This is a genomic window from Pseudescherichia sp. (assembly GCF_031979925.1).
GTDB lineage: Bacteria > Pseudomonadota > Gammaproteobacteria > Enterobacterales > Enterobacteriaceae > Pseudescherichia.
The window spans coordinates 78,192-90,904 of sequence record NZ_DALZFB010000013.1 but is presented as its reverse complement, the minus strand read 5'-3'; the positions used below and the strand labels follow the sequence as shown (position 1 = coordinate 90,904).

Here is a 12,713-nt window from a genome sequence, read left to right as displayed (position 1 = left end):
GATGGTAGTGTGGGGTCTCCCCATGCGAGAGTAGGGAACTGCCAGGCATCAAATTGCAGTTAACCGGGATAAAATATCCGGGTAGTGACAAAGAAATTCGGTGGAGCGGTAGTTCAGTCGGTTAGAATACCTGCCTGTCACGCAGGGGGTCGCGGGTTCGAGTCCCGTCCGTTCCGCCACTTATTATAAAATTAAGCCTGCTCATTTATAGCAGGCTTAATAGTAAATAGTAAGAACATTAGGGGCGTAGCTCAGTTGGTAGAGCACCGGTCTCCAAAACCGGGTGTCGCGAGTTCGAGTCTCTCCGCCCCTGCCATATTAGGATCCTTTGCTTAGGCAAAGGATTTTTTTTATCTGTCGTTTATGCTTTTCCCTGCTTTAAGCCTCTCTTTTACTCCTCTCTTACTCTCTTAAATACGCTGCGTCCCTGCACCGTATCCTTGAATTACTCCATCACACTCGTCTTTAAAAGATCTTTAATCTGACTCTGTTTATCGCTGTTCTGTAGCCAGATAGCGTAAAGCGGGCGCGAGAGCGTCAGCGTATCTGCCACCATATGCAGATCGGGCTTGTCCTTAGCCCAGGAGACCGGTAGCCATGTGCAGCCGTCCAGCGATCCTAGCTGTTGGCGTGCAATTTCAGCGGAGCTGGTTGTCAGGAGTGGGATCTCATCGCTGGCAATAAGGCCAGACTCATGCTGTTGGAAATCAGGACCCCACTCGAGACGCAGATAGTTCAGGGCTGATTTCAGGCGCGACGGAACGGTACAGTAGAGCGCAAGGGCAAAATGCCCCAGCAGCTGACTACTGAACTCATCCATTTTTGGTGCCTCAGTAGTAATTAGCAGATCCAGCTGGCGTTCATGCAGCTGTTTTACCAGCGATTGTCGCTGTGCAATACGTGCCTCAAATTGTAAGCTTTTATGTGTCTGATAGAGCCGACCTAGCCAGCCGTTCAACATACACTCCCACAGCGATGCGCTTGCGCCAATAGAGAACTCATTATGCTGTGAGCTATGGGCTACCTCCTTGCGTGCTGCCTGCCAGGTATTCATTAGCGTCTCTGCATAGGGCAGAAGTTTCTCACCTGCCACGGTAAGACGAATATTATTACGGTGGCGGGTAAACAGGTTTACCCCAAGCTGATTCTCAAGCTGGCGAATACGAAAACTGACCGCTGATTGTGTCAGATAGAGCGCTTCTGCAGCGCGTCCAAAGTGACGAGTCCTGCTTACTTCCAGGAAAGTTTTTAGCAATTCCGTATCCACAGCTTTCTCCGCAAAATTATTTGTCGTTATGATTTAAATGTTTTGTTTTACACTCTGTCAAGCGTAACTAATACTCCGCGCCATAAATAGCTCGGCCAAAGAATTAGGAGTGTGTAGGATGGCGGAAAGCTTTACGACGACTAATCGTTTTTTCGACAACAAATACTACCCGCGCGGGTTCTCTCGTCATGGTGATTTCACCATCAAAGAGGCGCAGCTGCTGGAGCGGCACGGTTATGCTTTCAATGAACTCGATCTCGGCAAACGTGAGCCGGTGACCGAAGAAGAAGAGCTGTTTGTCGCCGTCTGCCGTGGTCAACGCGAGCCCGTCACCGAAGCGGAACGTGTCTGGAGTAAGTATATGACGCGCATTAAGCGTCCGAAACGCTTCCATACCCTCTCCGGTGGTAAGCCGCAGATGGAAGGTGCGGAAGATTACACCGAATCCGACGATTAAGTTGCAGGGGCTACGGCCCCTGTTTTTTTATCCCATCATTTTCTGCAAGTGAATGAGCAGGCGGTCAATAGCGCGATAACCTAACGCCTCCTGTAGATGTTCTCTGCGTATCGTTTCACTCTCTTCCAGATCGGCAATCGTACGCGCCACCTTAAGCAGGCGTTGCCATGCACGTATTGATAGCCCAAGCTGCGCAAGCGTCTCTTCAAGCCATTCAGCATCCTCTGGCACCAGCTGACAGTATTGGCGTATAGCGGCGCTTTCAAGCCGGGCGTTGAGCGTCTGCTGCCGCTGGTACTGGATCGCCTGTGCGGCCAGCACACGGGCGCGCACCGTCTCGCTACGCTCGCTGCGGCTATCCGTCTGACGCAGCAGACCCGGCGGGGGGAGAGGGATCTCCAGAGAGAGATCGAAGCGATCGAGAAACGGCCCGGAGAGCTTGCTCAAATAACGCAGCGTCTGCTCTGGGGATGCACGATTATGATTTCCCTGATAGTGGCCGGTAGGGCTGGGATTCATCGCCGCTATCAGCTGAAAACGGGCGGGGTAGGTCACCTTCGCCCGCGTTCGCGAAATATGGATCTGCCCTGACTCAATGGGTTCACGTAACGCATCCAGCACGCGCCGTTCAAACTCCGGCAGCTCATCCAGAAACAGGATGCCGTTATGCGCCAGCGAAATCTCGCCAGGTCCGGGAATCGATCCGCCGCCCACCATAGCGGTCAGGGATGCACTGTGATGCGGCGAGCGGAAGGGTCTGCGCCGCCACTGTTTTTTTAGCATGGCGGTATTGATCAGGCTAACAATCGCCGCGCTCTCCAGCGCCTCCCGATTGTTCAACGGCGGTAGCAGGCCATTCAGGCGGCTAGCCAGCATGGTCTTACCCGTACCGGGGGGGCCAATGAGTAACAGGTTATGGCCGCCCGCAGCGGTGATCTCCAAAGCCCGTTTTCCCTGCTCCTGACCAATCACGTCGCTAAGGTCGTCTTCAGCTACAGGGAGAGTATCCATATCGGGTGCGGCTTCCCGCAGCTGATACTTCCCTTCGAGAAAGGCACATACCTCCTGAAGATGCCCGGCAGTCAGGCTGCGAAAGCTTTCGATCAACCCCACCTCCGCTGCGTTATCTTCGGCCACGATAATCTGCCTGCCTGCGCTAATCGCCTCCTGGGCGCTGGAGATTGCCGCGGTAACGCCACGTAGTGCGCCTGTAAGCGCGAGCTCACCAACAAACTCATAGTGACTTAAGTGAGATGCATTGAGCTGCTCAGAGGCTGCCAGAAGCGCAATAGCGATAGGTAAATCATATCGTCCCCCCTCTTTAGGCAGATCCGCAGGCGCAAGGTTAATGGTGATCTTCTTTGCCGGAAACGTATAGCCGCTGTTGATGATGGCGCTGCGCACGCGATCGCGCGCCTCTTTAACTGTAGTTTCCGGCAGCCCAACGATGGTGAGGCCAGGAAGCCCCACGCTAATGTGTACCTCAACCGTAATGAGCGGGGCGGTAATCCCTAACGCCGCGCGTGTATAAACAACCGACAGTGACATAGCTCCTCCTGTAACGGCAGGATTATGCCTCCGTGGATTTTCACCGACAGCTACGCATCGGCGTTTTTACGGCCTGGGTTCAGCACTATTTTCATCAGTGATGCAACCCGTGCCCAATGCTGGAAGCAGGCGCGCAGCCGCGAAAAATCGTTCGCAGGTGAATTATTTTCACTTAATCTTTTTGTTATATAAAACAATACGTTTTATGAATACCTGTCGTCACTCCAATAAAAAACTTATAAAAAAATCTTGTGTCGTTAGCAAAAACTGTGATAACTCTTTAGGTATTCCTTCGAACAAGAAGCCAGAAAGTACAGAAAATGACAGCCCTTCTACGAGTGATTAGCCTGGTCGTGATTAGCGTGGTGGTGATTATTATCCCACCGTGCGGGGCTGCACTTGGACGAGGAAAGGCTTAAAAAACAAGCCTTAACGAACTAAGACCCCCGCACCGAAAGGTCCGGGGGTTTTTTTATGACCTTAAAACAATAACGAGGAGCAAAGAATGAGTCGTAGCATAAAATTCTGTTTCTCACGATTTACGACGGGGAACTAACTATGAATGGGGCACAATGGGTAGTACATGCATTGCGGGCACAGGGAGTCGAAACGGTTTTCGGTTATCCGGGTGGCGCAATTATGCCGGTTTACGATGCGTTGTATGACGGCGGCGTGGAACACCTCCTGTGTCGCCATGAGCAGGGCGCAGCAATGGCGGCTATCGGCTATGCCCGTTCTACCGGCAAAACCGGCGTCTGCATCGCTACGTCGGGTCCCGGTGCCACCAACCTGATCACCGGCCTCGCCGATGCGTTGCTCGACTCCGTTCCCGTTGTCGCTATCACCGGCCAGGTTGCCTCGCCGTTTATTGGCACCGATGCGTTTCAGGAAGTGGACGTTCTCGGTTTGTCGCTGGCCTGCACCAAGCATAGCTTCCTGGTGCAGTCGCTGGAGGAGCTGCCGCGCGTAATGGCGGAAGCGTTCCAGGTGGCAAACTCAGGCCGTCCAGGTCCGGTGCTGGTTGATATTCCAAAAGATATCCAGATTGCTGTAGGCGAGCTGGAACCGCATTTCTCTACCGTTGAGGATGATGATACCTTCCCGCATGCTGATGTGGCTGAGGCCCGTCGGATGCTGGCCCAGGCGCAGAAGCCGATGCTGTACGTTGGTGGTGGCGTAGGTATGGCGCAGGCTGTTCCGGCGCTGCGTGAATTTATCGCCACGACCCAAATCCCCGCTACCTGCACGCTGAAAGGGCTGGGAGCGGTCGAAGCGGACTATCCATACTACTTAGGCATGCTGGGAATGCACGGCACCAAAGCGGCCAACCTGGCGGTGCAGGAGTGCGATCTGCTCATCGCCGTAGGCGCACGCTTCGATGACCGGGTGACCGGCAAGCTGAACACCTTCGCACCGCACGCCAGCGTGATCCATATGGATATCGATCCGGCAGAGACGAATAAGCTGCGTCAGGCGCACGTCGCGCTGCAGGGCGATCTCAATACGCTGCTGCCCGCTTTGCAGCAGCCGTTAGCGGTTGATGCATGGCGTCAGCATGCCGCGGAGACGCGCCGTGAATATGCGTGGCGTTACGATCACCCGGGCGAGGCTATCTACGCGCCGCTGCTGTTAAAACAGCTCTCTGACCGCAAGCCGCAGGATAGCGTTGTCACCACTGATGTGGGCCAGCATCAGATGTGGTCCGCGCAGCATATGACCTACAGCCGTCCGGAAAATTTCATCACCTCCAGCGGCTTAGGCACTATGGGCTTTGGTCTGCCTGCCGCCGTCGGTGCACAGGTCGCGCGCCCGGAAGATACCGTCATCTGTATCTCCGGTGACGGCTCCTTCATGATGAACGTGCAGGAGCTGGGCACCGTGAAGCGAAAGCAGCTGCCGCTGAAGATCGTCCTGCTGGATAACCAACGCTTAGGCATGGTTCGCCAGTGGCAGCAGCTCTTCTTCCAGGAGCGCTATAGCGAAACCACTCTGACCGACAACCCCGATTTCCTTATGCTGGCCCGCGCCTTCGGCATTCCCGGCCAGCACATCACCCGTAAAGACCAGGTTGAAGCGGCACTTGATGCCATGCTCGCAAGCGAAGGGCCTTACCTGCTTCATGTCTCAATCGATGAGCTTGAGAACGTCTGGCCCCTGGTGCCACCCGGTGCAAGCAACGCACAAATGCTGGAGAAATTATCATGATGCAACATCAGCTCGCCGTTCAGGCCCGCTTCAATCCGGAAACGTTAGAGCGCGTTTTACGCGTGGTCCGCCACCGTGGCTTTCAGATTTGCGCCATGAATATGGAAACCGCCACCGATGCGCAGAGCATAAATATTGAATTGACCGTTGCCAGCCCGCGCTCTGTCGAATTACTGTTTAGCCAGTTGAGCAAACTGGTCGACGTAGCGCGCGTCGAGATCCAACAACGTTCAACCCCAACACAACAAATCCGCGCCTGAGCGCAAAAGGAAGAAAAATGACGACGAAGAAAGCTGACTACATTTGGTTCAATGGCGAGATGGTTCCGTGGGGCGAAGCGAAAGTACACGTGATGTCCCATGCGTTGCACTACGGTACCTCCGTATTTGAAGGTATCCGCTGCTACGATTCGCACAAAGGGCCAGTGGTGTTCCGCCATCGCGAACACATGCAGCGTCTGCGTGATTCAGCAAAAATCTATCGTTTCCCGGTTTCACAAAGCGTTGATGAACTGATGGAAGCCTGCCGGGCGGTGATCCGCAAAAACAACCTGACCAGCGCCTATATTCGCCCGCTGGTGTTCGTGGGTGACGTCGGGATGGGCGTGAACCCGCCGGACGGCTACGGCACTGATGTGATCATCGCTGCCTTCCCGTGGGGCGCCTACCTGGGCGCGGAAGCGCTGGACCAGGGTATCGATGCGATGGTCTCATCCTGGAACCGCGTTGCGCCAAACACGATCCCGACCGCGGCGAAAGCGGGCGGTAACTACCTCTCCTCCCTGCTGGTGGGCAGTGAAGCGCGCCGCCACGGCTATCAGGAAGGGATTGCGCTGGACGTTAACGGCTACATCTCTGAAGGCGCGGGTGAAAACCTGTTTGAAGTGAAAGACGGTATTCTGTTCACCCCACCGTTCACCTCCTCCGCGCTGCCGGGCATCACCCGCGACGCCATCATCAAGCTGGCGAAAGATCTGGGTATCGAAGTGCGCGAGCAGGTGCTCTCCCGCGAATCCCTCTACCTGGCCGATGAAGTATTCATGTCAGGTACCGCCGCCGAGATCACCCCGGTTCGCAGCGTAGACGGTATCCAGGTGGGCGAAGGCCGCTGTGGCCCGGTAACCAAGCGCATCCAGCAAGCATTCTTCGGCCTGTTCACCGGCGAAACAGAAGATAAGTACGGCTGGTTGGATCAGGTTAACCAATAAGCATAAATATGGGACGGCACGCACCGTCCCATTTATTAAATAGAGTTGGGAGTAAAAAGAGCATGCCTAAGTACCGTTCCGCTACCACCACCCACGGCCGTAACATGGCAGGTGCCCGCGCGCTGTGGCGCGCAACCGGGATGACCGACGCCGACTTCGGTAAGCCAATTATCGCCGTGGTGAACTCCTTCACCCAGTTCGTGCCGGGCCACGTGCATCTGCGCGACCTGGGCAAGCTGGTTGCCGAGCAGATTGAAGCCTCCGGCGGCGTGGCAAAAGAGTTCAACACCATTGCGGTCGATGACGGTATCGCAATGGGCCACGGAGGCATGCTCTATTCACTGCCGTCTCGCGAGCTGATCGCCGACTCGGTGGAGTACATGGTCAACGCCCACTGCGCGGACGCCATGGTCTGTATCTCCAACTGCGATAAAATCACCCCGGGGATGTTGATGGCCTCACTGCGCCTGAACATTCCAGTTATTTTTGTCTCCGGCGGCCCGATGGAAGCCGGTAAAACCAAGCTTTCCGATAAGATCATCAAGCTCGACCTGGTCGATGCCATGATCCAGGGCGCGGACCCGAAAGTCTCCGATGAGCAGAGCGAGCAGGTTGAACGCTCCGCCTGTCCGACCTGCGGATCCTGCTCCGGCATGTTCACGGCCAACTCCATGAACTGCCTGACCGAAGCGCTGGGCCTGTCGCAGCCGGGCAACGGCTCGCTGCTGGCGACCCACGCCGATCGTAAGCAGCTGTTCCTCAATGCCGGTTCACGTATTGTCGAGCTGACCAAACGTTACTATGAGCAGGACGATGAGAGTGCGCTGCCGCGCAACATCGCTAGCAAGGCCGCGTTTGAAAATGCGATGACGCTGGATATCGCTATGGGCGGCTCCACCAACACCGTTCTGCACCTGCTGGCGGCGGCTCAGGAAGCTGAGATTGACTTCACCATGACCGACATCGACAGGATGTCGCGCAAGGTGCCGCAGCTCTGCAAGGTTGCTCCCAGCACACAGAAGTACCATATGGAAGATGTGCACCGTGCCGGCGGCGTTTTAGGTATCCTCGGCGAGCTGGATCGCGCCGGGCTGATGAACCGTAACGTAAAAAACGTGCTGGGACTGACGCTGCCGCAGACGCTGGAGCAGTATGACGTGATGCTGACCCAGGACGAGGCGGTGAAAAAGATGTTCCGTGCGGGTCCGGCGGGCATTCGTACTACCCAGGCGTTCTCGCAAGATTGTCGCTGGGATACGCTGGATGACGATCGCGCTGAAGGCTGCATCCGCTCGCTGGAACACGCGTACAGCAAAGACGGTGGTCTGGCGGTGCTGTACGGCAACTTCGCGGAAAATGGCTGTATCGTTAAAACTGCGGGCGTTGATGACTCTATCCTCAAATTTACCGGTCCGGCGAAGGTGTACGAAAGCCAGGACGATGCGGTCGAGGCGATTCTTGGCGGCAAAGTTGTCGCGGGCGACGTGGTGGTGATCCGCTACGAGGGGCCGAAAGGCGGACCGGGAATGCAGGAGATGCTCTACCCAACCACCTTCCTGAAATCAATGGGCCTCGGCAAAGCTTGTGCGCTGATCACTGACGGACGTTTCTCCGGCGGCACCTCTGGACTCTCTATTGGCCACGTCTCTCCGGAAGCCGCCAGCGGCGGTAGCATCGCGCTGATTGAAGATGGCGATATGATTGCTATCGACATTCCAAACCGTGGCATCCAGCTGCAGGTGAGCGATCAGGAGCTGGCTGCGCGCCGTGAGGCGCAGGAGGCACGCGGTGCGGCAGCATGGACACCAAAAGCGCGCGAGCGTCAGGTCTCCTTTGCATTACGTGCCTACGCCACCCTCGCGACCAGCGCAGACAAAGGCGCAGTACGCGATAAATCCAAACTGGGAGGCTAACCGTGGCCGAATCCCAACCCTTGTCCGCCGCCCCTGAGGGGGCGGAGTATCTGCGAGCGGTGCTGCGCGCGCCGGTCTATGAAGCGGTGCAGGTGACGCCGCTGCAAAAGATGGAGAAGCTCTCGTCGCGGCTGGATAACGTGATCCTGGTGAAGCGTGAAGACCGCCAGCCGGTACACAGCTTCAAGCTGCGCGGGGCCTACGCCATGATGGCCGGGCTGACCGAAGAGCAGAAGGCGCGGGGCGTGATTACCGCGTCAGCGGGCAACCATGCGCAGGGGGTGGCGTTCTCGGCCGCACGTCTCGGGCTGAAGGCGCTGATCGTCATGCCGGTAGCCACCGCGGATATCAAAGTCGATGCGGTACGCAACTTTGGCGGCGAAGTGCTGCTCTACGGGGCAAACTTCGATGAAGCGAAAGCGAAAGCCATCGAGCTATCCCAGCAGCAGGGCTTTACCTGGGTGCCGCCGTTCGATCATCCGATGGTGATTGCCGGACAGGGCACCCTGGCGCTGGAGCTGCTCCAGCAGGATGCGCACATCGACCGCGTCTTTGTGCCGGTTGGTGGTGGTGGTCTGGCGGCCGGCGTGGCAGTGCTGATCAAGCAGCTGATGCCGCAGATCAAGGTGATTGCCGTGGAGGCGGAGGACTCCGCCTGCCTGAAGGCGGCGCTGGACGCCGGGCATCCGGTGGATCTGCCTCGGGTTGGGCTATTTGCCGAAGGGGTGGCGGTTAAACGCATTGGTGACGAGACCTTCCGCGTCTGTCAGGAGTACCTCGACGATATCATTACCGTCGACAGCGACGCGATCTGCGCCGCCATGAAGGATCTGTTCGAGGATGTGCGGGCGGTGGCGGAGCCCTCCGGCGCGCTGGCGCTGGCGGGCATGAAGAAGTACATCGCCCAGCACAACATTCGCGGCGAGCGGCTGGCGCACGTGCTCTCCGGGGCGAACGTCAACTTCCACGGCCTGCGCTACGTCTCCGAACGCTGTGAGCTGGGTGAACAGCGTGAAGCCCTGCTGGCGGTAACTATTCCTGAAGAGAAGGGCAGCTTCCTGAAGTTTTGCCAGCTGCTGGGCGGCCGCTCGGTGACCGAGTTCAACTACCGCTTTGCCGATGCTCATGACGCCTGCATATTTGTCGGCGTGCGCCTGAGTCGCGGGCTGGAGGAGCGTAAAGAGATCCTCGCTCTGCTGAACGAGGGCGGCTACAGCGTGGTCGATCTCTCCGACGATGAGATGGCCAAGCTGCACGTGCGCTACATGGTGGGCGGTCGTCCGTCGAAGCCGCTGAAGGAGCGTCTCTACAGCTTTGAGTTCCCGGAATCTCCCGGCGCGCTGCTGAAGTTCCTGCACACCCTGGGCACCCACTGGAACATCTCCCTGTTCCACTACCGCAGCCACGGCACCGACTATGGCCGGGTGCTGGCCGCTTTTGAGCTGGGCGAGCACGAACCTGATTTCGAAACCCGCCTGAGCGAGCTGGGCTACTACTGCCATAACGAGAGCGACAACCCGGCGTTCCGCTTCTTCCTTGCCGGCTAAGGGTTCGGCAGGATCTCCCAGAACGCGCTAATCAGCGGCTCATGCAGCCGCTTTTTTTGTGCACAGACGCCCAGCTCGAACGGCGTCTTCTCATCGCTGCGCTCTAGAATCATCACGCGGTTGCGCACCGGCTCGGGGCTATTTTCCAGCACCACCTCCGGGATCAGCGCTACGCCGCAGCCGAGAGCCACCATCGAGACCATTGCCTCATGACCGCCAACGGTGGCGTAGATCGAGGGGTTGCTAATCTTCTGCCGCCGGAACCACAGCTCAATGCGTTTCCTCACCGGCCCCTGGTCGGCCATGATAAAGGGCACCGTCGACCAGTCAGGCTCTGGAACTGAAATCTGGCTGCGCACCGGACAGGGCAGCGCCGGGGCGATCAGCACCACCGCCAGATTCTCCAGCATTGAAAAGGCCACCGCACCGGGCATCATCTCCGGCTTGCCCGCAATCGCCAGATCCGCTTCGCCGGTGACCACGCGCTCTACTGCATCGGCGGCGTCGCCGGTGGTCAGCTTGATCTCGACGGAGGGGTGTTCGGCGCGAAACCGGTCGAGGATCGGTGGCAGATGGCTGTAGGCCGCGGTCACCGAGCAGAACAGCCGCAGCTCGCCGGAGAGCGAGGGACCCTTCTGGTCGATGGTGTGGCGCAGCTGCTGGTACTGGAGCAGCGTTTGCTGGGCGAAGGTACGTAGTTCGTCACCCGCCTCGGTCAGGGTAACGGTGCGGTTATCGCGCACAAACAGCGGCTGGCCGAGATCCTCCTCCAGGCGCTGGATCTGCCGTGAAAGCGTCGACGGGCTGACGTGCATCGCCCGCGCGCTGCGGCCAAAGTGGCGGCTCTCCGCCAAATGGAGAAAGATTTTTAGATCGCGCAGATCCATATGCAGAGCCTCTGTTTTTACGTTGCAGAAAGTGCAATGTCATATTGTGAATATATCAATTTCAGCAACGCATTTCCTGTCATATAGTGGGTTCATTCTCGCGAGAACGCGAACCGAACAATAAGCACGACACAACATCACGAGGTATCACCATGGCTAACTACTTTAATACACTGAACCTGCGCCAGCAGCTGGCCCAGCTGGGTAAATGTCGCTTTATGGGACGCGATGAGTTCGCCGACGGCGCGAGCTACCTGCAGGGTAAAAAAGTGGTTATCGTCGGCTGTGGCGCTCAGGGTCTGAACCAGGGCCTGAACATGCGCGACTCCGGTCTGGATATCTCCTACGCGCTGCGTAAAGAGGCGATTGCTGAGAAGCGTGCTTCATGGCGTAAAGCGACCGAAAACGGTTTTAAAGTGGGCACCTATGAAGAGCTGATCCCGCAGGCGGACCTGGTAGTTAACCTGACGCCGGACAAGCAGCACTCTGACGTGGTGCGCACCGTACAGCCGCTGATGAAAGACGGCGCGGCGCTGGGTTACTCCCACGGCTTCAACATCGTGGAAGTGGGCGAGCAGATCCGTAAAGATATCACCGTGGTGATGGTTGCCCCGAAATGTCCGGGCACCGAAGTGCGTGAAGAGTATAAGCGTGGTTTCGGCGTGCCGACGCTGATCGCCGTGCACCCGGAGAACGATCCGAAAGGCGAAGGCATGGCCATCGCTAAAGCCTGGGCCGCAGCCACCGGTGGTCACCGTGCGGGCGTGCTGGAGTCCTCCTTCGTTGCGGAAGTGAAATCTGACCTGATGGGCGAGCAGACTATTCTCTGCGGTATGCTGCAGGCCGGCTCGCTGCTCTGCTTCGACAAGCTGGTGGAAGAGGGTACCGACCCGGCCTACGCTGAGAAACTGATTCAGTTCGGCTGGGAAACCATCACCGAGGCGCTGAAGCAGGGCGGTATCACCCTGATGATGGATCGTCTCTCTAACCCGGCGAAGCTGCGTGCCTACGCGCTCTCCGAGCAGTTGAAAAAGATTATGGCTCCGCTTTTCCAGAAGCATATGGATGACATCATCTCCGGTGAGTTCTCCTCCGGCATGATGGCTGACTGGGCCAACGACGATAAGAACCTGCTGACCTGGCGCGAAGAGACCGGCAAAACCGCATTTGAAACCGCGCCGCAGTTTGACGGCAAAATCAGCGAGCAGGAGTACTTCGATAAAGGCGTACTGATGATCGCCATGGTGAAAGCGGGTGTTGAGCTGGCGTTCGAAACCATGGTCGATTCCGGCATCATTGAAGAGTCGGCCTACTATGAATCACTGCACGAGCTGCCACTGATCGCCAACACCATCGCACGTAAGCGTCTGTATGAGATGAACGTGGTTATCTCCGATACCGCAGAGTACGGCAACTACCTCTTCTCCTACGCCTGCGTACCGCTGCTGAAGGAGTTCATGACCACCCTGCAGGCGGGCGACTTGGGCAAAGCGGTAGAGGGCACGGCGGTAGACAACGCCCAGCTGCGTGACGTGAACGAAGCGATTCGCAGCCACGAGATCGAGAAAGTGGGCCAGAAGCTGCGCGGCTATATGACCGATATGAAGCGTATTGCGGTAGCGGGTTAATCGAAATGTGTCGGGTGGCGGCTACGCCTTACCCGACCTACAGAAGTGCAAAAT

General features: G+C 57.3%; 12 protein-coding genes and 2 tRNA genes. 11 read left to right on the top strand and 3 right to left on the bottom strand.

The features are described 5' to 3' along the window. The first annotated feature begins 102 nt into the window (after positions 1-102). Together RTM13_RS18155 and RTM13_RS18150 are read left to right on the top strand one after the other, a co-directional pair. Positions 103-179 (top strand) — tRNA-Asp (locus tag RTM13_RS18155). A 61-nt stretch (positions 180-240) separates the two neighbouring features. Further along, positions 241-316, top strand: a tRNA-Trp gene (locus RTM13_RS18150). A 129-nt stretch (positions 317-445) separates the two neighbouring features. Here the strand turns inward: RTM13_RS18150 and hdfR are convergent. Beyond that, the gene (hdfR, locus tag RTM13_RS18145; RefSeq protein WP_409418544.1) at positions 446-1,297 is read right to left on the bottom strand and encodes an HTH-type transcriptional regulator HdfR; all 852 of its coding nucleotides are present in this window, start codon (positions 1,295-1,297) and stop codon (positions 446-448) included. An 88-nt stretch (positions 1,298-1,385) separates the two neighbouring features. Here hdfR and maoP point away from each other — a divergent pair, with 88 nt between their 5' ends. Further along, positions 1,386-1,724 carry a macrodomain Ori organization protein MaoP gene (gene maoP, locus RTM13_RS18140; protein ID WP_042395035.1) on the top strand — a complete coding sequence of 113 codons (339 nt, stop codon included), beginning with the start codon at positions 1,386-1,388 and terminating at the stop codon, positions 1,722-1,724. Positions 1,725-1,751: 27 nt separating this feature from the next. On the opposite strand, the gene RTM13_RS18135 is transcribed toward maoP, so the two are convergent. Continuing rightward, complete coding sequence (locus RTM13_RS18135) at positions 1,752-3,272, bottom strand: YifB family Mg chelatase-like AAA ATPase (RefSeq protein WP_312213893.1); 1,521 nt, start codon at positions 3,270-3,272, stop codon at positions 1,752-1,754. A gap of 320 nt (positions 3,273-3,592) precedes the next feature. Here RTM13_RS18135 and ilvL point away from each other — a divergent pair, with 320 nt between their 5' ends. The 7 genes from ilvL to ilvA all read left to right on the top strand — a co-directional run bounded on the left by ilvL (position 3,593) and on the right by ilvA (position 10,144). After that, positions 3,593-3,691, top strand: coding sequence for an ilv operon leader peptide (gene ilvL, locus RTM13_RS18130; protein WP_001311244.1), 99 nt, complete (start codon positions 3,593-3,595; stop codon positions 3,689-3,691). A gap of 86 nt (positions 3,692-3,777) precedes the next feature. Then, the gene (ilvX, locus tag RTM13_RS20255; RefSeq protein WP_409456062.1) at positions 3,778-3,828 is read left to right on the top strand and encodes a peptide IlvX; all 51 of its coding nucleotides are present in this window, start codon (positions 3,778-3,780) and stop codon (positions 3,826-3,828) included. Positions 3,829-3,830: 2 nt separating this feature from the next. Next, positions 3,831-5,477 carry an acetolactate synthase 2 catalytic subunit gene (gene ilvG, locus RTM13_RS18125; protein WP_312213891.1) on the top strand — a complete coding sequence of 549 codons (1,647 nt, stop codon included), beginning with the start codon at positions 3,831-3,833 and terminating at the stop codon, positions 5,475-5,477. Further along, positions 5,474-5,737 carry an acetolactate synthase 2 small subunit gene (gene ilvM / locus RTM13_RS18120; RefSeq protein ID WP_312213889.1) on the top strand — a complete coding sequence of 88 codons (264 nt, stop codon included), beginning with the start codon at positions 5,474-5,476 and terminating at the stop codon, positions 5,735-5,737. Before ilvG ends, ilvM begins: the two co-directional genes overlap by 4 nt. 17 nt (positions 5,738-5,754) lie before the next feature. Further along, positions 5,755-6,684 carry a branched-chain amino acid transaminase gene (locus RTM13_RS18115; protein WP_042395023.1) on the top strand — a complete coding sequence of 310 codons (930 nt, stop codon included), beginning with the start codon at positions 5,755-5,757 and terminating at the stop codon, positions 6,682-6,684. 62 nt (positions 6,685-6,746) lie between these two features. After that, positions 6,747-8,597 carry a dihydroxy-acid dehydratase gene (gene ilvD, locus RTM13_RS18110; RefSeq protein WP_312213887.1) on the top strand — a complete coding sequence of 617 codons (1,851 nt, stop codon included), beginning with the start codon at positions 6,747-6,749 and terminating at the stop codon, positions 8,595-8,597. Between the two features lie 2 nt (positions 8,598-8,599). Continuing rightward, on the top strand, positions 8,600-10,144 hold the full coding sequence (ilvA, locus tag RTM13_RS18105) for a threonine ammonia-lyase, biosynthetic (RefSeq protein WP_312213885.1): 1,545 nt from the start codon (positions 8,600-8,602) through the stop codon (positions 10,142-10,144). On the opposite strand, the gene ilvY is transcribed toward ilvA, so the two are convergent. Next, positions 10,141-11,031: an HTH-type transcriptional activator IlvY gene (ilvY, locus tag RTM13_RS18100; RefSeq protein WP_312213883.1), complete on the bottom strand. Its 891-nt coding sequence runs from the start codon at positions 11,029-11,031 to the stop codon at positions 10,141-10,143. The two genes, ilvA and ilvY, sit on opposite strands and share 4 nt — an antisense overlap. Positions 11,032-11,183: 152 nt before the next feature. On the opposite strand from ilvY, the gene ilvC reads away from it, so the two are divergent. Continuing rightward, positions 11,184-12,659 (top strand): ketol-acid reductoisomerase, encoded by a 1,476-nt coding sequence (gene ilvC, locus RTM13_RS18095; RefSeq protein WP_312213881.1) that lies wholly within the window; start codon positions 11,184-11,186, stop codon positions 12,657-12,659. Positions 12,660-12,713 lie beyond the last annotated feature (54 nt).

Coding starts and splice junctions, on each gene's coding strand:
- maoP (WP_042395035.1), top strand. CDS start 1,386: ATGGCGGAAAGCTTTACGACGACTAATCGTTTTTTCGACAACAAATAC.
- RTM13_RS18135 (WP_312213893.1), bottom strand. CDS start 3,272: ATGTCACTGTCGGTTGTTTATACACGCGCGGCGTTAGGGATTACCGCC.
- ilvL (WP_001311244.1), top strand. CDS start 3,593: ATGACAGCCCTTCTACGAGTGATTAGCCTGGTCGTGATTAGCGTGGTG.
- ilvG (WP_312213891.1), top strand. CDS start 3,831: ATGAATGGGGCACAATGGGTAGTACATGCATTGCGGGCACAGGGAGTC.
- ilvM (WP_312213889.1), top strand. CDS start 5,474: ATGATGCAACATCAGCTCGCCGTTCAGGCCCGCTTCAATCCGGAAACG.
- RTM13_RS18115 (WP_042395023.1), top strand. CDS start 5,755: ATGACGACGAAGAAAGCTGACTACATTTGGTTCAATGGCGAGATGGTT.
- ilvD (WP_312213887.1), top strand. CDS start 6,747: ATGCCTAAGTACCGTTCCGCTACCACCACCCACGGCCGTAACATGGCA.
- ilvY (WP_312213883.1), bottom strand. CDS start 11,031: ATGGATCTGCGCGATCTAAAAATCTTTCTCCATTTGGCGGAGAGCCGC.
- ilvC (WP_312213881.1), top strand. CDS start 11,184: ATGGCTAACTACTTTAATACACTGAACCTGCGCCAGCAGCTGGCCCAG.